We start from the raw sequence: 23,477 nt of genomic DNA on the forward strand, positions 1-23,477 counted from the left end.
ACCCCCGCGCTGTAAGACTGTCTACAGCACTGTCGACCAAACTCTGCAGAACTGGATCCCATGAGCGCCATCTCCGTCGGTCAGGCCGTCGTCCTCGGTGTCGTCGAGGGGGTGACGGAGTTCCTTCCTGTCTCCTCCACCGGTCACCTCAAGATCACCGAGGGGCTCATGAACATCCCCGTCGACGACAACTCCGTCGTCGGGTTCTCCGCCGTCATCCAGGTGGGCGCCATCGCCGCCGTGCTCGTGTACTTCTTCAAGGACATCAAGCGGATCGTCTCCGCCTGGTTCCGGGGCCTCACGAACAAGGAGGAGCGGTACCACCACGACTACAAGTTCGCGTGGTGGGTCATCTACTCGACCATCCCGATCGTCCTGGTCGGCCTCGCCGCCAAGCCGCTGATCGACGGACCGCTCGGCTCGCTCTGGGTGGTCGGCGGCTCGCTGATCGCCGGCTCCGTCGTGATGTGGTGCGCGGACCAGATGGGCCGCCACAAGCGCGGTGAGGACGACACCTCCTTCAAGGACGCGATGCTGGTCGGCTGCTCGCAGATCCTCGCCCTGCTCTTCCCCGGCTTCTCCCGCTCCGGCGCCACCATGTCCACCGCGCTCATCCTGGACCTGGACCGCGTCGCCGCCACCCGGCTCTCCTTCTTCCTCGGCATCCCGGCCCTGACCGGCGCCGGTCTGTACGAGCTCAAGGACGCCCTGGGCGCGGGCGTCGGCGCCGCCCCGCTGGCCGTCGGCACGATCGTCTCCTTCGTCGTCGCCTACGCGTCCATCGCCTGGCTGCTGAAGTTCGTCGCCAAGCACTCCTTCAACGCGTTCGTGATCTACCGCATCGTCATCGGCCTGGCTCTCTTCGGCCTCCTCGCCGCCGGAACCATCAGCGCCTGACCGCACCGGGGGCGCTCCACCGCCCGCCGGTCACCGCTCCGCCACGGGGTGTGCCGCCTGTGCATTCAGGTGCCGCACCCCGTGAATGTTTCCTTTCGCGACACCTTGACAGCCGCGTCCCGCAACCCGGAACATCTCACCCGTGAACCTGTCAGACAGCCCGACAGCCGGACAGCCCCCGCGGCGCGTGAGCGCCATGGAGGCGGTGCTGGCGCACCTGCGCGCCGCCATCGAGCGCGGCGAGTACGCCGTGGGGGACAAGCTGCCCTCCGAGGCGGAGCTCTGCCGCACCCTGGAGATCAGCAGGCCCGTCCTGCGCGAGGCCCTGCGGGCCCTGCAGACGATGGGCCTGACCGTGTCCAAGACCGGCAAGGGCACCTTCGTGGTCGCCAACGCCGTCGAGGACCCCACCTTCGGCGACTACGCGGCCAGCGACCTGCTGGAGGTGCGCCGGCACATCGAGATCCCGGTCGCCGGGTACGCGGCGCTGCGCCGCACCCCCGAGAACCTGGACCACCTGGCCCATCTGCTGGACCGGATGGAGCGGGAGACGGACACCACCGCGTGGGTCGCGATGGACACCCTCTTCCACCTGGCCGTGGCCGAGGCCGCCCAGAACCCGGTCTTCCGCCGGGTCATCGAGGAGATCCGGGACGCACTGGCGCGTCAGTCGGCCTTCCTCAACGAGCTGGGCGGCCGCCGCGAGCAGTCCAACCGGGAGCACCGGGCCATCGTCGAGGCCCTGATGGACGGTTCCGAACTCGACGCCGTGGACGCCATGAGCCACCACCTGGACCGCGTCGAGACCACCCTCACCCACATCGTGCGCCCCGCGCGCACGGTCCAGCACAAGGAAGGCGGAACCGAGGCGTGAGCGAACAGCACCTCAAAGACGAGACGCGCCCCTCGTCCCGTCACGTCGACGCCGGGGACCACGGCTACAGCAAGTCGCTGAAGCACCGGCACGTCAACATGATCGCCATCGGCGGAGCCATCGGCACCGGCCTCTTCCTCGGCGCCGGCGGCCGCCTCGCCGACGCCGGCCCCTCCCTCTTCGTCGCCTACGCGGTCTGCGGCGTCTTCGCGTTCCTCGTCGTGCGCGCCCTCGGCGAACTCGTCCTGTACCGCCCGTCCTCCGGTGCCTTCGTCTCGTACGCCCGGGAGTTCCTGGGCGAGAAGGGCGCCTACACCGCGGGCTGGATGTACTTCCTGAACTGGGCCACCACCGGCATCGCCGACATCACCGCGGTCGCCACCTACACCCACTACTGGGGGATGTTCTCCGACATACCCCAGTGGGTGATCGCCCTGATCGCCCTCGCCGTGGTCCTCACCGTGAACCTGATCTCGGTGAAGATCTTCGGCGAACTGGAGTTCTGGTTCGCGATCGTCAAGGTCAGCGCGCTGGTCGTCTTCATGGTCATCGGCATCTTCCTGCTGGTCACCCAGCACCCCGTGGACGGCGCCACCCCCGGCCCCTCCCTGATCACCGACAACGGCGGCGTCTTCCCCAACGGCCTGCTCCCGATGCTGCTGATCATCCAGGGTGTCGTCTTCGCCTACGCCTCGGTGGAGCTGGTCGGTGTCGCCGCGGGCGAGACCGAGAACCCCGAGAAGATCATGCCGAAGGCGATCAACTCCATCATGTGGCGCGTCGGCCTGTTCTACGTCGGCTCGGTCGTGCTCCTCTCGATGCTGCTGCCCTGGAACAAGTACACGGCGGGACAGAGCCCCTTCGTCACCGTGCTCTCGCACATCGGCGTCCCGGCGGCCGGCGGTGTGATGAACCTCGTCGTCCTCACCGCGGCCATGTCCTCGCTCAACTCCGGCCTCTACTCCACCGGCCGCATCCTGCGCTCCATGGCCGTCAACGGCTCGGCCCCCAAGTTCACCGCGAGGATGAGCCGTACCCAGGTGCCGTACGGCGGCATCCTGCTCACCAGCGGCATCTGCGTGCTCGGCGTGGGCCTCAACTTCGTCGTCCCCGCCGACGCGTTCGAGATCGTCCTCAACTTCGCGGCGATCGGCATCCTCTCGACCTGGGGCATGATCATGCTCTGTCACCTGCTGTTCTGGCGGAAGACCCAGAACGGCGAACTCACCCGCCCCGGCTACCGGTTGCCGGGCTCTCCCTGGACCGAGATCGTGACGCTGGCGTTCCTCGCCTCCGTCCTGGTCCTGATGTACGCCGACGGCGGCGCCGGACGCACCACCGTGCTCTGCCTGCCGCTGATCGTCGCCATTCTGGTCGCCGGCTGGTACGCCATCCGCGGCCGCCTGGCGCGCCCGTCCGCCGGACCCGAAGCGTGAACCGCGACCGGGTCCGTCCCGACTCACCCGAGACCAGGAAGTGATGTACAGCAGTTCCCCCGCGGACGCACCCATCGTCCGTGAGCCCCTCCACGCCCCCGTCGCCCACCTCATACGCGACGGGGTCGTCGAGGGCATCCACTACGGTTCCGTCGTCGTCCTCGGCGCCGACGGAGAGGTCCAGTTCCAGCTCGGCGACATCGAGGCCGCGTTCTACCCGCGCTCGGCCCTCAAGCCCGTCCAGGCCGTGGCGATGCTGCGGGCCGGGCTGCCCCTCGACGGCGACCTGCTCTCGCTGGCCGCCGCCAGCCACTCCGGCGAGGAACGCCACCTCACCGGCGCCCGGCGCATCCTCGGCCTCGCCGGGCTGACGGAGGACGACCTGCGCAACGTCCCCGACATGCCGTACGGCCCCGCCGTCCGCGACACCTGGATCCGCGAGGGCCGGCAGCCGTCGCGGCTCGCCCAGAACTGCTCCGGCAAGCACGCCGCGATGCTGTGGACGGCGAAGCTGAACGGCTGGTCGCTGGACGACTACCTCGACCCGGCCCATCCGCTCCAGCAGGCGATCGCCGAGATCGTCGAGGACCTGACGGGACAGCGCGTCGCCCGTACGACCGTGGACGGCTGCGGCGCGCCGCTGTTCTCCATCTCCCTGCACGGGCTGGCCCGCGCGGTGTCGCGGATCGCCGCCGCCGCGCCGGGTACGCCCGAGGCGAAGGTCGCCGACGCGATGCGCGAGCACGCCGAGATGGCGTCCGGGGCGGGGCGGGACGTGGCCGCGCTGATGCGGGCCGTGCCGGGGCTGCTGGCCAAGGACGGCTTCGAGGGCGTCGAGGTCGCGGCGCTGCCGGACGGGCGGGCCGTCGCCGTGAAGATCGCCGACGGGGCGAACCGGGCGAGGATTCCGGTGACGGCCGCTGCGCTGGCCCGGGCCGGGGTCGATCCGGAGCTGCTGACCGAGTTCGCCGGTGAGGCGCTGCTCGGGGGCGGGCGGGCGGTCGGGTGTGTGCGGCCCGTTCGTTCGCTGGAGCCGGTTGCGGCCTGCGCCTAGTGGGGCGGGCCGATTTGTCGTCGGGCGGCTGCGGGCCGGGTGTGGCTGGTCGCGCAGTTCCCCGCGCCCCTTTCGGGGCGCTTTACCCTCACTTTCTTGGAACAGGACCCATGACCTCTCGTAGCGAACACGATCTGCTCGGTGACCGGGATGTGCCCGGTGACGTGTACTGGGGTGTGCACACCCTGCGCGCGACCGAGAACTTCCCGATCACCGGTACGCCGATCTCCGCCTACCCGCATCTGATCGACGCCCTCGCCGCCGTCAAGGAGGCCGCCGCCCTCGCCAACGAGGAACTGGGGCTGCTGGCACCGGAGAAGGCCGCCGCCATCGTCGCCGCCTGCCGGGAGATCCGCGGCGGCAAGCTGCACGACCAGTTCGTCGTCGACGTCATCCAGGGCGGTGCCGGCACGTCGACGAACATGAACGCCAACGAGGTCGTGGCGAACCGGGCGCTGGAACTGCTCGGGCACGAGAAGGGGCAGTACGCCTACCTGCATCCCAACGAGGACGTCAACCTCGGTCAGTCGACCAACGACGTCTACCCGACCGCCGTCAAGATAGCGACCGTGTTCGCGGTGCGCGGGCTGCTGCGGGCGATGGCCGTGCTCCAGGACTCCTTCGGACGCAAGGCCGTCGAGTTCCGTGACGTGCTGAAGATGGGCCGCACCCAGTTGCAGGACGCGGTGCCCATGACGCTCGGGCAGGAGTTCTCCACCTTCGCCGTGATGCTGGACGAGGACCGCAGCCGGCTCGCCGAGGCCGTCGAGCTGATCCACGAGATCAACCTCGGCGCCACCGCCATCGGCACCGGCCTCAACGCGCCCGCCGGGTACGCCGAGTCGGCCCGTCGCCACCTCGCCGAGATCACCGGGCTGCCCCTGGTCACCGCCGCCAACCTGGTCGAGGCCACCCAGGACTGCGGGGCCTTCGTCCAGATGTCCGGGGTGCTCAAGCGGATCGCGGTCAAGCTCAGCAAGGGCTGCAACGACCTGCGGCTGCTGTCCTCCGGACCGCGTGCCGGCCTCGGCGAGATCAACCTGCCGCCCGTGCAGGCCGGTTCGTCGATCATGCCCGGCAAGGTCAACCCGGTGATCCCCGAGGTCGTCAACCAGGTCGCCTTCGAGGTCATCGGCAACGACGTCGCCATCACCATGGCCGCCGAGGCCGGGCAGCTCCAGCTGAACGCGTTCGAGCCGATCATCCTGCACTCCCTGTCGGAGAGCATCACGCACCTGCGGAACGCCTGCCTGACGCTGGCCGAGCGGTGCGTCGACGGCATCACCGCCAACACCGAGGTGCTGCGGGCGACCGTCGAGAACTCGATCGGCCTCGTCACCGCCCTCAACCCGTACATCGGGTACACGGCGGCCACCGACATCGCCAAGGAGGCGCTCGCCACCGGCCGCGGTGTGGCCGAACTCGTCTTGGAGAAGGGCCTGTTGCCCGCCGAACGGCTCGCGGCCCTGCTGCGTCCCGAGGTCGTCGCCGGCACCGGGGCACCCGTCGTCTGACCTGCGAGTACGCACCAGGAGCGGCACGGAGGCAGAATGGTGATCATGACAGTGTCGTCGCCGCCCGCCTTCCTGCCGGTCCTGGAGCGCATCGCCGAGGAGATAGGCCGCACGCCGGGCCGCGGCCGCCCCGCCGACTACATCCCGGCACTCGCCGCCTGCGATCCCCGCAGCTTCGGCATGGCCGTCGCCGAGCTCGACGGCACCGTGTACGGCGTGGGGGAGTGGCGGCAGACGTTCTCCACCCAGTCCATCACCAAGGTCTTCACCCTCGCCCTGGACCTCGCCCGGGAGGGCGACGAACTCTGGGAGCACGTCGGCCGCGAACCCTCCGGCAACCCCTTCAACTCCCTGGTCCAGCTGGAGTACGAGCAGGGCATCCCGCGCAACCCGTTCATCAACGCGGGCGCCCTGGTCGTCACCGACCGCCTGCACACCCGCAGCGGGGACGCGGCCGGAGAGCTGCTGGACTTCCTGCGCGCCGAGAGCGGCAACGCCGCCCTGGACTTCGACCGGGAGGTGGCCGCCTCCGAGTCCCAGCACGGCGACCGCAACGCCGCCCTCGCCCACTTCATGGCGTCCTACGGCAACATCGACAACGAGGTCCCGGTCCTCCTCGACCAGTACTTCCGGCAGTGCTCGATAGCCGCCTCCTGCGCCGACCTCGCCCTGGCCAGCACCTTCCTGGCCCGCCACGGCATCCGCGCCGACGGCACCCGCCTCCTGACCAGAAGCCAGGCCAAGCAGGTCAACGCGGTGATGCTGACCTGCGGCACGTACGACGCGGCCGGCGACTTCGCCTACCGGGTCGGCCTGCCGGGCAAGAGCGGGGTCGGGGGCGGGATCATCGCGGTGGTACCGGGCCGGTGCGCGCTGTGCGTCTGGAGCCCCGGCCTGGACGAGAGGGGCAACTCGGTAGCGGGAGTAGCGGCCCTGGACAGATTCACCACTTTGACGGGCCTGTCGGTTTTCTAGACCGGGACTGTGGCGCCCCGTAAGGGGGCGCTGGGGGTACCCCCGGCCGAAGGCTGGGGGAGGAACTGCGCGCTCAGCCCCCACCCACCCGCACCCGACAACGATCGCCCCCCCCCACAGGTAACAACCAGGCCGCCCCCAAGAAAACAGGCCGTCGTCTCCCGGCCACCCACCCTTGGCACGCTGACCCGGTGTTGGCCATGGCATTCCCCGTCGATCTACGCCGCTGCCAGGTTCTCGGCCTGACCGGCACCGCCTTCCTCGCCCTGGGAGGCGAGACAGCCGGCGCCCTGCCCGTGGCGGACCTCCTCGCGCCGAGCTCCGTACAGGCGGCGTTCGGCCTGGTCGGGGTCTACTTCGGCGTCGTACTGCTCATCGCGGCCTGGCTGCTCCTCGGCCGCCTGGTACGCGGCGCCGACCCGCCCACCCCGCGCCGGCTGCTGCTGGTCCTCGCCGTCTGGGCGGCCCCGCTGCTGCTCGCGCCGCCGCTCTTCAGCCGCGACGTGTACAGCTATCTCGCCCAGGGTGCGATGGTCGACGCCCACATGGACGTCTACACCTCGGGACCCGCGCAGCTCGGCGGACCGCTCGCCGACCAGGTCGCCCCGGTGTGGCAGAACACCGCCGCCCCGTACGGCCCCGCGTTCATGGGCGTGGCCTCCCTGCTGTCCGGGCTGACCCGCGGCGAACTCCCGGCCGGGCTCTTCGGGATGCGGCTGGTGGCGCTGCTCGGCGTCGGCCTGATGGCGGCCGCACTGCCCCGGCTCGCCCGGCACAGCGGCGCCGACCCGGCCACCGCCCTGTGGCTCGGCGCCCTCAACCCGCTGGTGCTGCTCCACCTGGTGGCCGGTGCCCACAACGACGCCATCATGCTCGGTCTGCTCGGCCTCGGCCTGGTCGCGGCGCTCGGCCGCCGGCCGGTCCTGGGAGCCGTACTGGTCACGCTCGCGGCCCTGGTGAAGGCGCCCGCCGCGCTCGGGCTGCTCGCGATCGTCGTCGTACAGGCGCGCCGGGGCCGTGGCCCGGTGCGCGCCACCCTGCTGACGGCCCTGGCGTCCGGGGGCACGACCGTGGCCGCGACCGCCGTCGCCGGCACCGGATACGGCTGGATCAGGGCCCTTGACACCCCCGTCTCCCCGCACAACTGGGCGCTCAGCAGTCTGCTCGGCCGGGCCACCGGCGCGCTCCTCGCACACCTCGGCAGCGACCTGGCCCCGCTGGCCCTGCCGGCCTGGCACCTGCTCGGGCTGGCGCTGACCGCGGTGACCGTGCTGCTGATATGGGTCCGGCTGCGGCCCCGCCCGGTCTACGCCCTCGGGCTGAGCCTGGCCGCGGTCGCCGCCTTCGGACCCGCGATCCGGCCCTGGTACGCCCTCTGGGGCCTGTTCCTGATCGCGGCCGCGGCGCCCAGCACCTCGGTACGGCACCGGGTGGCCGCCGTCACCGGTGTGCTCGCCCTCGCCGTGCTGCCCAGTGGCGGCCCCGCCGACGTCGGCCAGCTGGTCCTCGCCGTCTGCGGCGGGGTGCTCGGCGTGGTCGTGCTCTGGCAGGCCCACCAGGCCGCGCAGGCCCCGGCGATGGGACGGACGGCATGAGAGGCCCGAGAGGACCGCGGACCGACCGGGGGAGGGTGCTGCTCGTCCTGGTCCTCGCCGCCGCCGTGACCGCGTTCACGGCGACCGTGCCGCTGCTGCGCGACTGGTTCGACCTGCGTGTCTACTACGGCACCGTGCACACCTGGGTGCACCACGGCGGCCGGATCTACGACTACCGGGTGCCGGGCACGGAGTACGGCTTCACCTATCCGCCGTTCGCCGCGCTCGGCATGCTGCCCATGGCACTGGTGGGGCTGCACCTGGCCATCGCGGCCTCGCTGCTGCTCAACCTGGCCGCGCTGGCCTTCGTGCTCTGTGTCCTGGCCGGCCCGGCCCGGCGGCGCCTCGGCTGGTACCGCTGGGCGCTGGCCCTGTGCGCGCTGGCGCTGTTCGAACCACTGCGGGACACCTTCAGCTTCGGCCAGGTGAACCTGATACTGCTCGCCCTGGTCCTCGCCGACTGCCGGCTGCTGCGCGGCGGACGGGGCCGCTGGGCGGGCGTCGGGATCGGGCTCGCCGCCGCGGTCAAGCTGACCCCCGCGCTGTTCATCGGGATGCTGCTGCTCGCCCGCAGGTGGCGGGCGGCGGCGACGGCGACGGCCGTGACGCTCGCGGCCACCGGCCTCGCCGCCTGGGCCGACCCGGGGGCGTCCCGCTTCTACTGGACGCGGGCGCTGTGGGACACCAGCCGGGTCGGCCGGCTCGACTACGTGTCCAACCAGTCGCTCCAGGGCGTCCTGGCCCGGCTCGGTCATCCGGACAAGCCGCTGTGGGCGATCGTCGTGCTGCTCACGCTGGCCGTGTGGGCCTGGCGGACCCGCGGGGCGGTGGCGGCCGGGGACTGGACGGCCGCCTTCGCGCTCACCGGTCTCACCGCCTGTCTGGTCAGCCCGATCACCTGGGTGCACCACCTGGTGTGGGTGCTGCCGTCGTTCGTGGTCCTGGCCCGTGCCGGGCACCCGCGGATCGCGGCCGCCCTGTACGCGGTGATGTGCACCAGCGTGGTGTGGCTGTGGTTCGACGACGCGTCCGGGATCGACGGCTTCCTCGGCAGCAACCTGTACACGTGGATCACGCTGGGCCTGCTGTTCGGCCTGCCGACGGGTCAGCCGCGCCCGGCCGGACCCGACGGGCCGTCCGGCCCCGTGGGCGTGGGGGGTTCGGCGCGGCGGGAGCGGTCGGAGCGGTCGCCCCTGAGCCGCATCGCCAGCGTCACGGCGCCCGCGCCGAGGGCCGCGACGGCCGCGACGACGGCCGTGTCCGGCCAGCCGGAGTCGTCCTGAGAGGCCGTGGCCGCCGCCATCGGCACGGTGCTCGGCCCGGGCCGCGGGGCGGGCCGCAGCGCGTCCAGCGAGCCCACCGGATCGACCCGTCCGGCCGCTCCGAAGCCCCAGTCGAGCAGCTGACGGGCCTCGTCGTACACGCCGCCGTCCTGGGGGTTCATCACCGTCACCACCAGGGTCCGGCCGCCCCGCCGGGCGGCGGCCACCAGGGTGTTGCCGGCGTTGCTGGTGTAGCCGTTCTTGATGCCGATCATGCCGGGGTACCGGCCCACCCCGTCCTCGCCGGTCAGCAGCCGGTTGGTGTTCTCGATGCCGAACGACCAGCCGTCGCCGGCCGGGAAGCGGGCCTCGGCGGTGGAGCAGTAGCGCGCGAAGTCGGGGTTGCGCAGCCCGGTCCGGCCGAACACCGCCAGGTCGTACGCCGAGGAGACCTGGCCGGGCGCGTCGTAGCCGTCGGGGGATTCGACGTGGGTGTCCAGGGCGCCGAGCGAGCGGGCCTTGGTCTGCATCCGGGTGACGGTGCGGTCCCAGCCCCCGTCGAGCGCGGCCAGGACGTGCACGGCGTCGTTGCCCGAGCTGAGGAAGACCCCGCGCCACAGGTCGGCCACCCGGTAGGTGTGTCCCTCCTCGACGCCGACCAGGCTGCTGCCCTCCTCGACGTCGGCCAGTTCCCCGGGTGTCACCCGGTGCTCGAGGCCGGCGGGCAGCGCGGGCAGCACGGTGAGCGCGAACAGGGTCTTCAGCGTGCTGGCCGGCGGCAGCCTCAGGTGTGCCTGGTTCGCCGCCAGCACCTCGCCGGTGTCCGCGTCGGCCACCAGCCAGGAGAGCGCGGAGACGTCCGGGACCGCGGGCGCTCCCGCGTGCGGCCGGACCTGGACGCCGGAGTGGTACAGCAGCGCCGGCCCGGGCACCGCCGCCCCCGGGGCGGGCGCGGTGGCCTCCGCGGCGGCCGTGGCGGGGGTCAGCGCCAGCAGCCCGGCCACACAGAGGGCGCAGGTGGCCACCGCCGCTCGGCGCGGAAATCGGTCAGTCAATCCGATCGTCATACGATCAACGTAGGAAGGGTGGCGTCCTACGGCGCGCGGCCCTGGGCCGGATGGCTGCCCCGGGCAACCCGGATGCCGCATCCGGCGGCCCCGGCGCCGGTCCGTCAGCCCGCCGGCAGGGTCGGCTGCACCCGGCGCAGGAAGGTGGCGTTGTCCGGGGTCTCCCGCATCCGCTGGAGCAGGGTCTCCAGGCCGTTCGGGGCGCCCTCCCGGCCCTGCAGGGCGCGGCGCAGCCCGCGTACGGCGGTCAACTCGGCCGGGCTGAGCAGGAGTTCCTCGCGGCGGGTGCCGGAGGGGTCGATGTCCAGGGCGGGGAAGACCCGCCGGGAGGCGAGCTCGCGGTCCAGGCGCAGCTCCATGTTGCCGGTGCTCTTCAGCTCCTCGAAGAAGTAGCCGTCGGCCCGCGAACCGGTGTCCACCAGGACGGTGGCGAGGATGGTGAGCGAGCCCCCCTCCTCGGCCTTGCGGGCGGCGCCGAAGAACCGCTTCGGGCCGAGCAGCGCGCCGGCGTCGACACCGCCGCTGAGGGTACGGCCGTTGGAGGCGGCCGCGTTGTTGTGGGCCCGGCACAGCCGGGTCAGCGAGTCGAGCAGGATGACGACGTCCTCGCCGTCCTCGACGAGCCGCTTGGCCCGCTCGACGACGAGTTCGGCGAGGGCGATGTGCTCCTTGGCGGGCCGGTCGAAGGTGGAGGCGTACACCTCGCCGCGCACCGAGCGCCGCATGTCGGTGACCTCCTCGGGGCGCTCGTCGAGCAGCAGCACCATCAGGTGGGCCTCGGGGTGGTTGCCGGCGACGGCGGCCGCGAACTGCTGGAGCAGCACGGTCTTGCCGGTCTTCGGCGGGGCCACGATCAGCCCGCGCTGCCCCTTGCCGACGGGCGCGAACAGGTCGGCGACCCGTCCGGCGAGCCCGGCGGCCGGATGCTCCAGGCGGATCCGCTCGTACGGGTGCAGCGGGGTGAGGTCGCGGAAGTGACGCCGGCCGTGCGGTTCGCCGGGGGCACGGCCGTTGACGCGCGTGATCTCGGTCAGCGCGCGCCGGTCACCCCGGACGCCCTCGACGAGGTCGCCCTTGCGCAGGCCGTGACGGCGGATCAGCGCGGGGGAGACCTGGAGGTCGGCGGTGGAGGGCAGGCAGCTCGGGGCCCGCAGCTGCCCCTTCCCGCCCGCGTCGATGTCGAGGACACCGGTGACGGGCCGGGCGGCGGGCCGCTCCTGCTGCTCTACGGGAGGTTCGAGTGTGGTGGTCATGAGGGGGTCCTTTCGAGGACGGAAGACATGTTGGAGAAGGGGGAGCGGGCCGCGAGCGGGAGGGCGTACACGCAGGCCTCCGTGCGGCGGGAACGGCACCTCGGGAGGGCACCGGGGCCCGGGTCACGAGGTGGTGCTGAGAAGCCGACGGCCGGTCGGTGAACGACGGGCGACGTGGCTGGAGGAGACAGAACCGGCACGCGGCGCCCGGCGAAGGGGCGACCGTACGTGCTGATGGCACTATACCCACGGTTCCATCCGGGTCAACCTGGTGACGGGCGCCGATATTCCCGGGCCCGGGGTGGCCGAAGCGCCGTTCTCCGCCGGCCCGGCTGCGCCTACCATCGGCCTTGTCCGTGTCGTACGGTCGTCAGGAGCCCTCCGTGCAGACCCCGCCCGCGCCGTACCGCCCCGACCCCGCGGGCGGGTGCCCGCACGCCGACAACGCCAGGCTGCGGGCGCGCGGCGCGGTGACACCGGTCGTCCTGCCCGGTGGGGTCGAGGGCATGGCGGTGCTCGGCCACCAGGCGCTCAGGGACTTCCTCCAGCATCCCGAAGTCGCGAAGGACGCCCGGCACTTCACGGAACTGCGGCAGGGCCGCATCCCCGCGGGCTGGCCCCTGCTGACCTTCGCCACCGTGCGCGGCATGACCACCGCCGACGGCGCCGACCACCGCAGGCTGCGCGGACTGGTCAGCCGGGCCTTCACCCCGCGCCGGGTGGCCGAACTGCGCCCGCGCGTCGAAGAGTTGACCGCCTCGCTGCTCGACCGCCTGGCGCGGGCCGCGGCCCAGGGCGGCGGGACCGCCGACCTGCGGCGGCACTTCGCGCTGCCGCTCCCGATGGACGTGATCAGTGAACTCCTCGGCGTGGAAACCGAGTTCAGGGACCGGCTGCACCACCTGTCCAGCCAGGTGGTGGCCACCGACACCGAGCCCGGCGCGGCCGTCGCCGCCAACCGGGAGCTGATCGACGTCCTCGGCGCCGTCGTCGCGGCCCGGACCGAACGGCCCGGCGACGACCTCACCAGCGCCCTGCTCGCCGCCCGCGACGAGGAGGGCGGGCGGCTCGGCCAGGAGGAGCTGATCGGCACCCTGGTCCTGATGATCATCGCCGGGCACGAGACCACGCTCAACCTGATCACCAACGCCGTCCGCGCCCTCTGCGGCCACCGCGACCAGCTCGAACTCGTCCGCACGGGGGCGGCCGGCTGGGCCGACGTCGTGGAGGAGACGCTGCGCTGGGACGCGCCGGTCAGCTTCTTCCCGTTCCGCTACCCGGTGCGGGACCTGACCGTCGACGGCACGGTGATCCCGGCCGGCACCCCGGTCCTGGCGGGCTACTCGGCGGCGGGCCGCGACCCGGCCGCGCACGGCCCGGACGCCGACCGGTTCGACGTCACCAGGGCCCACCGGCCCGGCGCCGGGCGCCACCTCTCCCTCGGCCACGGCGCCCACTACTGCCTGGGCGCCCCGCTGGCCCGGCTGGAGGCCACGGTCGCCCTGGAGCGGCTCTTCGACCGGTTCCCCGCCCTGGACCTGGCGGCCCCGGACGCGGCTCTCACCCGGCTCGCGGGCTTCGTCGGCAACAGCGTCCAGGCCCTCCCGGTACGTCTGGGCGTCTGAGGCGCATACCAGCCATACGAACGCCCGATGCCCCTTCCCTGACGCATTTCTTGTTCTCGCCTAAGGCCCTACCTACGCTGCCACCACCGCACTCGGGCGGCATGGGACAAGGGACTTGGCAATCATGGGTCGACTGGCCGGGAAAATCGCTTTCATCAGTGGAACGGGAGCAGGAATCGGCCGGGCCGCGGCACAGGTATTCGCGGCCGAGGGGGCCACCGTATTCGGCTGCGACATCGACGAGAAGAGCGCCGTGGAAACCGTGGAAATCGTCGAGAAGGCCGGCGGTGTGATGCGTTCACTGGCCCCGGTCGACCTTTCCACCGAGGCCGGGGCACGGGAGTGGATCGAGGCCGGGATCGCCGAGTTCGGCGGGCTCGACATCCTCTACAACAACGCCTCCGCGCTGCGCAACGGCCCCTTCGAGACGATGCCCGCGGCCGACTGGTACTTCACCATCAGGAACGAACTGGACATCCCCTACTTCTGCACCCAGGCGGCCTGGCCGCACCTGGTCGCACGCGGCGGCGGCGCCGTCCTGAACGTGGCGTCCGTGGCCGCCGAGCGGGGCGCGCTGTTCATGCCGATGGTGCCGCACGGCGCCGCCAAGGGCGGAGTCCTCGCGATGACCAAGCACCTGTGCGCGGCCGGCGCCCCGCACCGCATCCGCGTCAACAGCATCGCCCCCGGCATGACCCGCACCTCCGCCACCGCCCCCTTCCTCGACGACCCGAACGGCCCGAAGGCGCAGCTGGAGGCCAGGATCCCGGTCGGCAGGGTCGGGCAGCCGGAGGACATCGCGCGCGCCGCGGCCTTCCTCTGCTCCGACGAGGCGGCCTTCGTCAACGGCGCCAACCTCATGGTCGACGGCGGCGACAGCGCGATGGCGGGCTGAGCGCCGATGCACGCACGACTCGACCACGTGGGCCTCAACGTACGCGACCTGCCCGCTCAACTCGACTGGTACCGGACGGCCTTCGCACTGAAGACCGTCTTCGAGTTCCGTCTCGACGGACCCGGTCTGACCGGTGTCGTCCTGGAACACCCGCACGGCTGGCGCATCGAACTGCTCGCCAGGCCCGGGTCCGCGCCCGGCCTGCGGGCCCCGGACCCGATGACCGCCGTACTCACCGAGGGGTACGGGCACTTCGCGGTCACCACCCCCGAACTCGACCCCGTGTACGCCGCGCTGGTGGCCCACGGGGCGGGCGAGGTCCTCGCCCCCGGACCGTCCCCCGAAGCGGGGGTGCGGATGGCCTGGGTCAAGGACCCCGAGGGAAATCTCATCGAACTCATAGAACGCGGCGAACTCGTAGAGCGCGGCACCACCGTTAACCCGTGAGATGGAGTACGGAATGACCAACGCTGTGAAAAAACTGGACGTGGGCACGCTCATAGCCTGCTGTCTGGCAGTTGCCGCCGCGCAGCTGTGCATTACCGTCCCCTCGCCCATCAACGGGGAAATACAGACCGCGTTCGGGGCATCGGGATCCCAGGTCGCCTGGGTCACCTCCGCGTTCATTCTCCCCACCGCGATCCTGGAACTGAACTTCGGTGTGGTGGGCGACCTTTTCGGCCGCAAGCGGCTGCTGGTCCTCGGCGGATTCGTGCTGGCGATCGGTGAACTCCTCAACGCCACCTCCCAGAACATCACCATGCTCTGGATCGGCCAGGCCCTGGCCGGCGTCGGCGCCGCCGCGCTCTTCCCCAGCTCCCTCGCGGTGATCGCGGCCGCGACACCGGGGGAGAAGGACCGCGCCAAGGCGGTCTCCATCTGGGCGCTGAGCATCTCCCTCGCCTCCGCCGTGGGTCCGCTGTCCTCCGGGATCCTGGCCACGGTCGCCGACTTCCGCTGGGCGTTCGTACCGCCGGTCGTCCTCGGTGTCGCGGTCGGCATCGCCTGCTGGGTGCTGGTCACCGACTCCCGGGCGCCCGAGGGCCGGGCCCTGGACTGGCCGGGCCAGATCAGCGTCGCCGTCGGCCTCACCGCCCTGCTGTGGGGCATCATCGAGGGCGGCGACCGGGGCTGGAGCAGCCCGGCGATCGTCTTCGCGCTGATCCTGGCCGCCGTGGCCCTGATCGGGTTCGTGGTCGCCGAGAAGCGCGCCGTGTCCCCGATGTTCAACCTGGACCTGCTGCGGATCCCGTCGTTCGCGGCGGCCGCCGTGGTCGCGCTCACCGGGATGTTCGGCTTCATCGGCACGGCCTACGTCGTCTCCATCCGGCTGGGCGCGGTCATGCACCTCAGCGCCCTGCGGGCCGGCATGCCGTTCGTGATCCTCCAGCTGATCCCGCTGCTCCTCGCTCCGGTGCTCAGCAGGATGCTCACCCGGGTCGAGCCGCGCTGGCTGCTGATGGGCGGTCTGCTGCCGATGGCCGCGGGCCAGTTCTGGATCGCCGCGCTGCCCATCACCACCACTTCGCTGGCCGCCTTCATCGGCCCGGTGCTGCTGCTGGGTGTCGGCTTCATCTGCGTGGTGTCCTCGCTGACGTCGGCCGCGGTGAACGCGGTGCCGATCGAGATGACGGGCATGGCGAGCGGCGCGACCAGCCTGGTCCGCGAGTTCGGCCAGGGCCTCGGCCCGGCTGTGATCAGCACGGTCGCCATGAGCGCCGCGTCCTCCGCGCTCGTCGGCAAGCTGTCCGGCGCCGACGCCGGGATGGAGGCCGCGGCCGGTCCCCTCGCGGTCGTCAACGCGGGCAGCGACAGCGCCAGGGCGGCCGCGCAGGACGCCCTCGCGCACGGCATGGCCCTGGGCGTGGTGATCTGCGGCTGCGCCTCGCTGCTGGGCGCGGTGGTCACCCTGCTGCTGGTCCGCAGGAACACGGCCCGCGCGACGGCCCAGGTACCGGTGCAGCCAGCGTCCGCCTGATCCACCGCGCGCGGTGCGGGCCGGGGCCGGTGCCCCGGCCCGCACGTGCGTAACGGCCGCGAAGGCTCCGCCGGCTACCGCCCGAGCGGTGCGAAACGTGCCCGCAGGCCGGCGGGGGCGAGTCTGCCCATGAACTCCAGGGCCACCGACGAGGCGTTCGGCGACTCGACGGCGAAGCGCTGTGCGAGCCGCGAGGTGGCCAGCGTGAGCTGCCGCAACGCCAGTGCCGAACCCAGGCAGACCCGCGGCCCGGCACCGAAGGGAAGGTAGGCAGGACCGGGAGCCGGCCGCCCGCTCAGCCACCGGGTGGGGTCGAACTCGTCGGGCCGCTGCCACCACCGGGGATCCCGGTGGATCAGGTAGGCGTTGAGCAGTACGTCGTCCCCGGGGTCGATCGACCAGTCGCCCAGCCGCGTCGCCGTACGGGCGGTGCGGGTCATCAGCCACGCGGGCGGATACAGCCGGAGCGTCTCCCGTACCACCGCCTCGGCGAGCGGCAGCCGGGCCGCCGTCGACGGGGCGGACGGCAGGGGGGCGGTGCCGCTCACCGGTCCGTCCGCCTCGTCGCGCAGCTCGCCGACGAGCCCGGGCCGCCGCGCGAGTTCCCACACGACGGAGGTGAGCGCGGCGGCGGGCACGCCGTGGCCGCCCATGAGGACGCTGTGCAGCGTCGACGTCACGGTCTCGTCGGGCATGGCCGGCTCGGCGGCCAGCAGGGACCCGAGCAGGTCCTCGGGGGTGTCCCCGGCGGGTGACGCGCGCCGCTGCCGGACGATTCCGGTCAGTGCCTCGGTCAGGTCCCGGGCGGCGCGGAAGAAGCGGCGGTGGCGGGGGAGCGGCAGCCAGGCGGGGAACTCGTAGGACGACTCCGTGAACGGCCCGGTGGCGCGGATGAGGTCGTGCAGCAGGCCGGGGACGCCGCTGGCGTCCGCCCCGAAGCAGTAGTCGGCGATCGCCCGGGCGGTGAACGCCCGCATCGAGGTGAGCACGTCCACCTCACGGCCCGCGCCGCCGGCCACCACCGCGTCGAGGATCTCGACGGTCCGGCCGTCGGCCGCGGCCGAGGCCGCGCGGTTGAGTCCCGGCCACGTGGCGCGGCGCGCGGACATCCACGCGGTGGCCTGCGCGCCGGCCTCGTCGAGGTCCCGCCGCATGTCGAAGGGCGCGAGCTCGGTCACGAAGCTGTGGCCGGTGCGCGTGAGGACGTCATGGGTGAGATCGGGGTCGATCACGAACACCGTCTGCTCGTCGTAGGAGAAGACGTCTCCGTACTCGCGGTGGCAGCGACGCAGGAATCCGATCCGGTCGGCCTCGTACGCACGGGTGTTGCCCGTCAGCCAGTGCCCGCGCGGACCCGGCGGCCGTCCGAGCGTCTCGCGTTGCGGCATCCGGCCTCCCCCAGCAGATCGCAGGACCCCTCGGACGGGATCCTGCGACCGGTGTTCTTCCACTGTTTCCGGTGGACATGGCCCTGAAAGGAGCGGGGTCGGGCTACCGGAGCTGGTAGGGCCAGTACGGGTACCGACCGCTGACCCGCTTCCTGCCCACCAGGCGGGCCACCAGGCGTCGTGTCCGTTTCATGAACACCCCCATTGCCATCTGGGCGAATATTTGTCCGATCGTGGCATGGTCCCTCGGGGCGGGCAATATGCCGGACCGAGGTTCCCCTGGCAGTCGCCCGGACATCTGACGGCAGGTCAGTCGTCGGAGCGTCACGGATGTCCGCAATCCATAACGGTCTTGACCGGCGCGGGACTTGATGTCTGGTTATGCCTTATCTTCACGACATGTCCACGCCACCGCAGCAGCCGCCCTCCGCCCCGCAGCAGCCGCCGTCGACTCCGCAGCAGCCCGCGCCACCGCCCCAGCAGCAGCCCGCGCCGCCCCAGCAGCAGCCCACGCCGCCGCCCCAGCAGCAGCCGACCCAGCTCACCGCGTACCCCTACCCGAACCCGCAGTCGCCGGCCCCGCAGAACCCCTACGCCCCGCCGGCCCCCGTCGGCCAGCCCGCCCCGCAGCAGGGCAACCCCTATGCCGCGCAGCCCGGTTACGGCTACCCGCCCCCGGCCCCGGCAGGCCCGGCGCCCGGCACGGGCAACGTCGCCGGGAGAGCCGTGCTGTGGGCCGCCGTGGGCGCGGTGGTCGCCTCCGCCGCCTGGGCGGCCGGTCTCTTCCTGACCGGCGGCTTCGGGCACGGCGCCGATCTGCGCGGCTATCAGGCGCCCGCGAACCTCTGTTCCGGCGCGGACTACTCGTCGTTCAAGGAGGAGTACCCCGCGGACGACTCCTCCCCGACCAAGAACACGCTGAAGGACCCGGCCCTGGACGAGAGCTACTGCAGTCTCAGTCTCAAGAAGACCGGGTCCAGCTACACCGACGCCTATCTCACGATGCAGGTCGACCTGCACAGGAAGACCGACCCGGGGCCGGAGTTCACGGCCACCTGGAAGAACTACGGCGACAGCCACACCGATTACGACGTGTCGCCGGTGCAGGGCATAGGCGACGAGGCCTACCTGGTCACCGAGGACACCAGCAGCGGTTCCACCACCAGCGGCTCCCGGTACGCGACGCTCGCGGTCCGGGACGGCTGGACGACCTACACGATGAGCTACAGCGCGTACTTCTCGTCGTACGACAGCGACACCAACCCGCCGACGCTCGACGCCGTGACGGGCTGGCTGAAGACCGACACCAAGTCCACGCTGGAACAGCTCAAGGGGTGACGCTCAGCCCTCGTCGAGGGCGTTGGTGATCGCCTTCACCGGGCCGTGCGCGGAGTAGCCGCCGTCGACGGTGATCTCCGCGCCGTTGACGTATGACGCCTCGTCCGACAGGAGGTAGACGACCAGCGGGGCCACCTCGTCGACCGTGCCCGGGCGGCCCTGGGGCGTCATCGCGAGGTGGGCGGCGACGAACACCGGGTTCGCGGTCGCCATCAGCGGGGTCTCGATGTACCCCGGGTGGACGAGGTTCGTGCGGATGCCGCGCGGGGCCAGCTCCAGGGCCGCCACCTTGGACAGCCCCCGCAGCGCCCACTTGCTGGTGGTGTACGCCACCGCGTGGTGCGCGGTGAGCCCCGCGACCGAACCGACGTTCACGATCGAGGAACCGGCCGGCATCAGCGGGGCGAGGGCCTGGATGCCGAGCAGGGCGCCGGTGGTGTTCACGGCGAACGCCCGGTTCCAGTCGTCGAGCCCGACCTGGCCGAGCCGGGCCCGCATCGGGATGCCCGCGTTGTTCACCAGACCGTGCACCACGTCGAGGGAGTCCGCGAGCGCCGCCCAGTCCTCGGGCGAGGTCACGTCCAGGTGGGCGTACCGGACGTCGAGGCCGTCGGCGCGCAGGGCCGCGGCGAGCTTCTCGCCTGCCTCGTCCAGCACGTCGGCCGCGACCACCGTGGCACCCTCCCGGGCGGCGGCGGCCGCCTCCGCGGCTCCCTGTCCCTGCGCGGCTCCGGTGACGACGACGGTACGGCCCGCCAGGCGCGTGCGGCTCACGGCTTCCACGGTTTCCTCCAGGGGCGTGCGGGATGTCCTCCCGTCCACGCTAGGAAGCCGCGGACAGCTCCGGAAACGCGCTCTCCGGATGGCTGGCATCCGCCCCGGCGATCTCCAGCTGCGCCTCCTCCCCGAGCGCCGTCCCGACCCGGCGCACGGTGTCCCGCAGCCAGCGGTGCGCCGGGTCGGCGTGCCGGTTGTGGTGCCAGTACATGGCCTCCACCAGCGGCACGTCGGGGAACGGCGCCGGTACGACCGCACAGCGCGCGAAGTCCTCGTAGCGCCGCGCCAGCCGCTCCGGGACCATCGCCACCAGGTCCGTGCCGCTCACCAGGAACGGCAGCACACTGAAGCCAGGCGTGCTGACCTGCACCTTCGGGGAGATCCCCAGGGTCTCCAGCTGGCGCTCGGCCGGGGTGTGGCTCTTGCCGATGGCGCAGGCCGCGTGCGGCATCTCCGCCAGGTCCCGCAGGGTGAGCCGGCCGTCCACCAGCCGCGGGTTGTCCGGGTCGACGATGCACACGAACCGGTCGTGCATCACGGCCTCGCTCACCCCGGGCAGCTGGTAGCCGAGCGGCACGATCATCAGGTCGTGGCAGCGCAGATGCGTCTCGGTCTCCAGCTGGCCGTCGACGATCGGGTGGAAGTCGATCCGGACACCGGGCGCCTCGGCGGCGATCACCCGCAGCAGCGGCTCCACGAACACCGTCATCACGTAGTCCGACATGACCACGGAGAACCGCTGGCGGCTGCGCCCCGGATCGAAGTGCCGGGTGAGCGACAACGCCTCCTCGGCCTTCTGCAGCGAGGCCTGGACGACCGGTAGCAGCCGCTCCGCGAGCGGTGTCAGCTCGTACTCCCGGCCCACCCGGATCAGCAGCTCGTCGTTGAAGTGCCGGCGCAGCCGGGCCAGCGAGCCGCTCATCGCCGACTGGCTGGTGGAGAGACGGACACCCGCGTGGGTGACGTTCTTCTCCTCCAGGAGTGCTTCCAGCGCCACCAGAAGATTGAGATCGATCGCTCCGAGACCCACGGATGTCCCCTTCCGGCCGGCCACGTCCTTGAAGCTTCGGTGAAACGCGAGGTTAACGAGCGGACGGCGGTCGAGGAAGGGGGGCCGCCACACTCTCAGGAAGATGTGATGACAGCCATTGAAGCCCCGGATACACGCAGGTGGCGGCCCTGCGCGAGACACAGGGCCGCCACAGCTCCGGATGCTACGGGCGGGGCGTGCGGCCCCTCTTGCGGGCCCGCGGAAGATAGGCGTCCGCCCGTCCGGGCACGATCCTGTTGGACACCGTGCCGAGCCTCTCCACGGTCAGCGTGACCTCGTCGCCGGGCTTCAGCGGCGGCGGGACGCGCTCCCCGGCCCGCCCCCAGAACTCCGCCAGGGCGCCCCAGCCGCAGGTCCCCGAGCCCAGGATGTCCCCGGGGCGCACCCAGGCGTCCCGGCTGGCGTAGGCGATCATCTCCTCGAAGGTCCAGGAGGCGTTCGCGAGGGTGTCCCGGCCGATCAGCCGCCCGTTCAGGGTGACGGTCATCTCCAGGTCCAGGAAGCCGTCCGGATCCCGCCGGTCCGCCACCTCGTCGGCGGTCACCAGGCAGGGGCCGAGCGTGTTGGCGAAGTCCTTGCCCTTGGAGAAGCCCAGGCCGAGGTTCTTCTCCGGCTTCTGGAGATCACGGGCCGACCAGTCGTTGAAGACCAGGTACCCGACGATGCGGTCCCCGGCCTCCTCGGGAGTGAGGTCCCGGCCGGCCCGGCCGATCACCGCGCCGACCTCCAGTTCGAAGTCGAGCACCGAGCAGCCCGCCGGAACCGGCACGTCGTCGTGGGCGCCGTAGGCCGCATGGGGGTTGGTGAAGTAGAAGTTGGGCGCCCGGTACCACTCCTCGGGCACGTGCTCCAGACCGTCCAGCGACTTGGACACCCCCTCGATGTGCGCCTCGAAACCGACGAAGTCCCGGATCGACGGCGGCTTCAGCGGCGGCAGCAGCCGCACCCGGGCCACGGCCGGCCCACCCGGCCCGTCCAGGGCCGCCACGCCCGCCGCGTCCAGCGTCCCCGCCTCCACCAGCGACAGCAGGCTCACCCCCGCGGGCAGCGGATGGATCACCCCGTCCCGCACCACACCGGCGCGCTCCTCGCCCTCGTGCTCGTACGTCGCGAAACGCATGGCTCACTGCTCCCAGTGGTTGGTGTTGGTGACGGTCCCGGCGCTCAGGTGGCCGGCGAACACGCCCTTGGGGTCACGCACGGCCCGGATCCCGTTCAGCCGCCGCCACTGCTCGTCCCCCATGAACCTCAACTGCCGCACCGTGAAGTCGGAATCGCCCAGGTACTGGCCGACGGTCACCGGCTCCATCGCCGCCATGGCCGAGTCCAGCCAGCCGCGCAGCTCCGCGTCCCGCGCGGGATCGTCGTACACCACGTAACTGGCGCAGTAGATCTCCGACTGCAACGAGAAGGCCATGTCGGGCAGTTGCCGCAGCGGGGCCATCGAGAACCAGATGGTGAAGGTCCCCCGGGTCGGATGCGCGGTGAACGCCTTCCGGATCGCCGGGACCACCTCCTCGGCGGTGCCGGTCAGCCACGCGTTGTCGACGAGGTACCGGTGACCCTCCGGGTTGGCGGTGCGCTGGCCCGCCAACTGCTCGGCGAGCGTCGTCGGTCGTGCCTCCACCCGGAACAGCGCGCGGTCGGCGTACGGGTTGGCGTGCAGGGGCGCGAGCGCCTTCGCCGCCTCCTCGGGGGTGTCCGTCATCGAGACCCCGGTGACCAGCAGCACCGGCTCGTCGAGATCCGGCGGGGTCTGGGTGAGGGCGACGATCTCCACCAGGTCGCCGACCGTGTGGTGGGTGTCGTGCAGCCAGGTCATGACCTCGTCGAAGAGGTCCAGCGGATAGCCGTGCACGGTGTGCGCCAGGTGCTTCGGCAACGGCCGGGTCCGCAGGTGGAAGCGGGTGACCACGCCGAAGAAACCGGGGCCCGCGCCGCGCGCCGCCCAGAACAGGTCGCTGTGGTCCGTCTCGTCCGCCCGCACCAGCTCGCCGTCCGCCGTGACCACGTCGATCGCCACGATGTTCTCGGCGGCCCACCCCCAGCCGCGCGCGTTCCAGCCCTGGCCGCCCTGGAGCAGGAAACCGCCGATGCCGACGGACGGGCAGTGCCCGCCGTTGAAGAACCGCCCGAACCCACCGAGATACGGGTTGAGTTCGTCGCCGCCCTTGACGCTGGGGGTGGCCGTCACGATCCCGGTCGTCTCGTCGTACGCCATCTCGCGGAAACCGCCGAGGTCGATCAGCAGCGCCTCCCGGCGCACCGACCAGGCGGCCCAGCTGTGGCCGCCGGAGCGCACGGCGACCTGCCAGCCCCGCTCCAGGGCGAGCCGGACGCCCTCGACGACGTCCTGTTCGGTGACCGCCCTCAGGACGGCGGCGGGGACCCGGTCGGCCGGACGGCGGGCGTTGAAGACACGCCCGTACACCGCCTCCTCGAAGTCCTCGTCGCCGGGAAGGTGCAGGGTGCCGGAGAAACGGTTCGTGTTCACGTGC

Annotated in this window: 19 protein-coding genes and 1 pseudogene; 13 read left to right on the plus strand and 7 right to left on the minus strand. The window is 72.0% G+C overall.

The features are described 5' to 3' along the window. The first annotated feature begins 60 nt into the window (after positions 1 to 60). The 8 genes and pseudogenes from MB828_RS14585 to MB828_RS14620 form a co-directional block, all read left to right on the plus strand. Complete coding sequence (locus MB828_RS14585) at positions 61 to 897, plus strand: undecaprenyl-diphosphate phosphatase (RefSeq protein ID WP_133025083.1); 837 nt, start codon at positions 61 to 63, stop codon at positions 895 to 897. 196 nt (positions 898 to 1,093) lie between these two features. Next, complete coding sequence (locus MB828_RS14590; RefSeq protein WP_133025223.1) at positions 1,094 to 1,771, plus strand: FadR/GntR family transcriptional regulator; 678 nt, start codon at positions 1,094 to 1,096, stop codon at positions 1,769 to 1,771. Continuing rightward, a complete protein-coding gene (locus MB828_RS14595) occupies positions 1,768 to 3,207 on the plus strand; it encodes an amino acid permease (protein ID WP_133025084.1) in 1,440 nt (479 codons plus the stop codon). Before MB828_RS14590 ends, MB828_RS14595 begins: the two co-directional genes overlap by 4 nt. A 43-nt stretch (positions 3,208 to 3,250) precedes the next feature. Further along, the gene (locus tag MB828_RS14600) at positions 3,251 to 4,261 is read left to right on the plus strand and encodes an asparaginase (protein ID WP_301648513.1); all 1,011 of its coding nucleotides are present in this window, start codon (positions 3,251 to 3,253) and stop codon (positions 4,259 to 4,261) included. A 110-nt stretch (positions 4,262 to 4,371) separates the two neighbouring features. Continuing rightward, a complete protein-coding gene (gene aspA / locus MB828_RS14605; protein WP_301648514.1) occupies positions 4,372 to 5,775 on the plus strand; it encodes an aspartate ammonia-lyase in 1,404 nt (467 codons plus the stop codon). A 36-nt stretch (positions 5,776 to 5,811) separates the two neighbouring features. Next, on the plus strand, positions 5,812 to 6,750 hold the full coding sequence (locus tag MB828_RS14610; RefSeq protein WP_133025087.1) for a glutaminase: 939 nt from the start codon (positions 5,812 to 5,814) through the stop codon (positions 6,748 to 6,750). Positions 6,751 to 6,950: 200 nt separating this feature from the next. Further along, positions 6,951 to 8,345 carry a polyprenol phosphomannose-dependent alpha 1,6 mannosyltransferase MptB gene (gene mptB / locus MB828_RS14615; RefSeq protein ID WP_301648515.1) on the plus strand — a complete coding sequence of 465 codons (1,395 nt, stop codon included), beginning with the start codon at positions 6,951 to 6,953 and terminating at the stop codon, positions 8,343 to 8,345. Positions 8,346 to 8,584: 239 nt separating this feature from the next. Further along, positions 8,585 to 9,178: pseudogene (locus MB828_RS14620) on the plus strand (glycosyltransferase family 87 protein); the annotation flags it as partial. 272 nt (positions 9,179 to 9,450) lie between these two features. On the opposite strand, the gene MB828_RS14625 reads toward MB828_RS14620, so the two are convergent. Further along, positions 9,451 to 10,674: a D-alanyl-D-alanine carboxypeptidase family protein gene (locus MB828_RS14625; RefSeq protein ID WP_301648516.1), complete on the minus strand. Its 1,224-nt coding sequence runs from the start codon at positions 10,672 to 10,674 to the stop codon at positions 9,451 to 9,453. A gap of 104 nt (positions 10,675 to 10,778) precedes the next feature. Continuing rightward, positions 10,779 to 12,026, minus strand: coding sequence for a transcription termination factor Rho (rho, locus tag MB828_RS14630; RefSeq protein ID WP_301648517.1), 1,248 nt, complete (start codon positions 12,024 to 12,026; stop codon positions 10,779 to 10,781). A 284-nt stretch (positions 12,027 to 12,310) separates the two neighbouring features. Here rho and MB828_RS14635 point away from each other — a divergent pair, with 284 nt between their 5' ends. From MB828_RS14635 to MB828_RS14650, 4 genes are all read left to right on the plus strand, one after another. Beyond that, positions 12,311 to 13,552, plus strand: coding sequence for a cytochrome P450 family protein (locus tag MB828_RS14635; protein WP_301648518.1), 1,242 nt, complete (start codon positions 12,311 to 12,313; stop codon positions 13,550 to 13,552). Positions 13,553 to 13,676: 124 nt separating this feature from the next. Beyond that, positions 13,677 to 14,447: an SDR family NAD(P)-dependent oxidoreductase gene (locus tag MB828_RS14640; RefSeq protein ID WP_301648519.1), complete on the plus strand. Its 771-nt coding sequence runs from the start codon at positions 13,677 to 13,679 to the stop codon at positions 14,445 to 14,447. Positions 14,448 to 14,453: 6 nt separating this feature from the next. Continuing rightward, complete coding sequence (locus MB828_RS14645; RefSeq protein ID WP_133025093.1) at positions 14,454 to 14,894, plus strand: VOC family protein; 441 nt, start codon at positions 14,454 to 14,456, stop codon at positions 14,892 to 14,894. Positions 14,895 to 14,907: 13 nt separating this feature from the next. Next, positions 14,908 to 16,425 (plus strand): MFS transporter, encoded by a 1,518-nt coding sequence (locus MB828_RS14650; protein WP_301648520.1) that lies wholly within the window; start codon positions 14,908 to 14,910, stop codon positions 16,423 to 16,425. Between the two features lie 74 nt (positions 16,426 to 16,499). On the opposite strand, the gene MB828_RS14655 is transcribed toward MB828_RS14650, so the two are convergent. Further along, positions 16,500 to 17,813, minus strand: a complete 1,314-nt coding sequence (locus MB828_RS14655) for a cytochrome P450 (RefSeq protein WP_301648521.1) — start codon at positions 17,811 to 17,813, stop codon at positions 16,500 to 16,502. A 399-nt stretch (positions 17,814 to 18,212) separates the two neighbouring features. Here MB828_RS14655 and MB828_RS14660 point away from each other — a divergent pair, with 399 nt between their 5' ends. After that, on the plus strand, positions 18,213 to 19,151 hold the full coding sequence (locus MB828_RS14660) for a hypothetical protein (RefSeq protein ID WP_301648522.1): 939 nt from the start codon (positions 18,213 to 18,215) through the stop codon (positions 19,149 to 19,151). Between the two features lie 3 nt (positions 19,152 to 19,154). Here the strand turns inward: MB828_RS14660 and MB828_RS14665 are convergent, their stop codons facing one another. The 4 genes from MB828_RS14665 to MB828_RS14680 form a co-directional block, all read right to left on the minus strand. Beyond that, positions 19,155 to 19,925 carry an SDR family NAD(P)-dependent oxidoreductase gene (locus MB828_RS14665; protein WP_301648523.1) on the minus strand — a complete coding sequence of 257 codons (771 nt, stop codon included), beginning with the start codon at positions 19,923 to 19,925 and terminating at the stop codon, positions 19,155 to 19,157. A gap of 49 nt (positions 19,926 to 19,974) precedes the next feature. Continuing rightward, entirely contained in the window at positions 19,975 to 20,958 is a 984-nt protein-coding gene (locus MB828_RS14670; RefSeq protein WP_133025097.1) for a LysR family transcriptional regulator, read from the minus strand. Positions 20,959 to 21,142: 184 nt separating this feature from the next. Continuing rightward, entirely contained in the window at positions 21,143 to 22,099 is a 957-nt protein-coding gene (locus tag MB828_RS14675; protein WP_301648524.1) for a fumarylacetoacetate hydrolase family protein, read from the minus strand. Positions 22,100 to 22,102: 3 nt separating this feature from the next. Beyond that, positions 22,103 to 23,473, minus strand: a complete 1,371-nt coding sequence (locus tag MB828_RS14680; RefSeq protein ID WP_301648525.1) for an FAD-binding oxidoreductase — start codon at positions 23,471 to 23,473, stop codon at positions 22,103 to 22,105. Positions 23,474 to 23,477: the final 4 nt, after the last annotated feature.

Origin of the sequence: Streptomyces arenae (genome assembly GCF_022343545.1) — a bacterium.
GTDB classification, from domain to species: domain Bacteria; phylum Actinomycetota; class Actinomycetes; order Streptomycetales; family Streptomycetaceae; genus Streptomyces; species Streptomyces humi.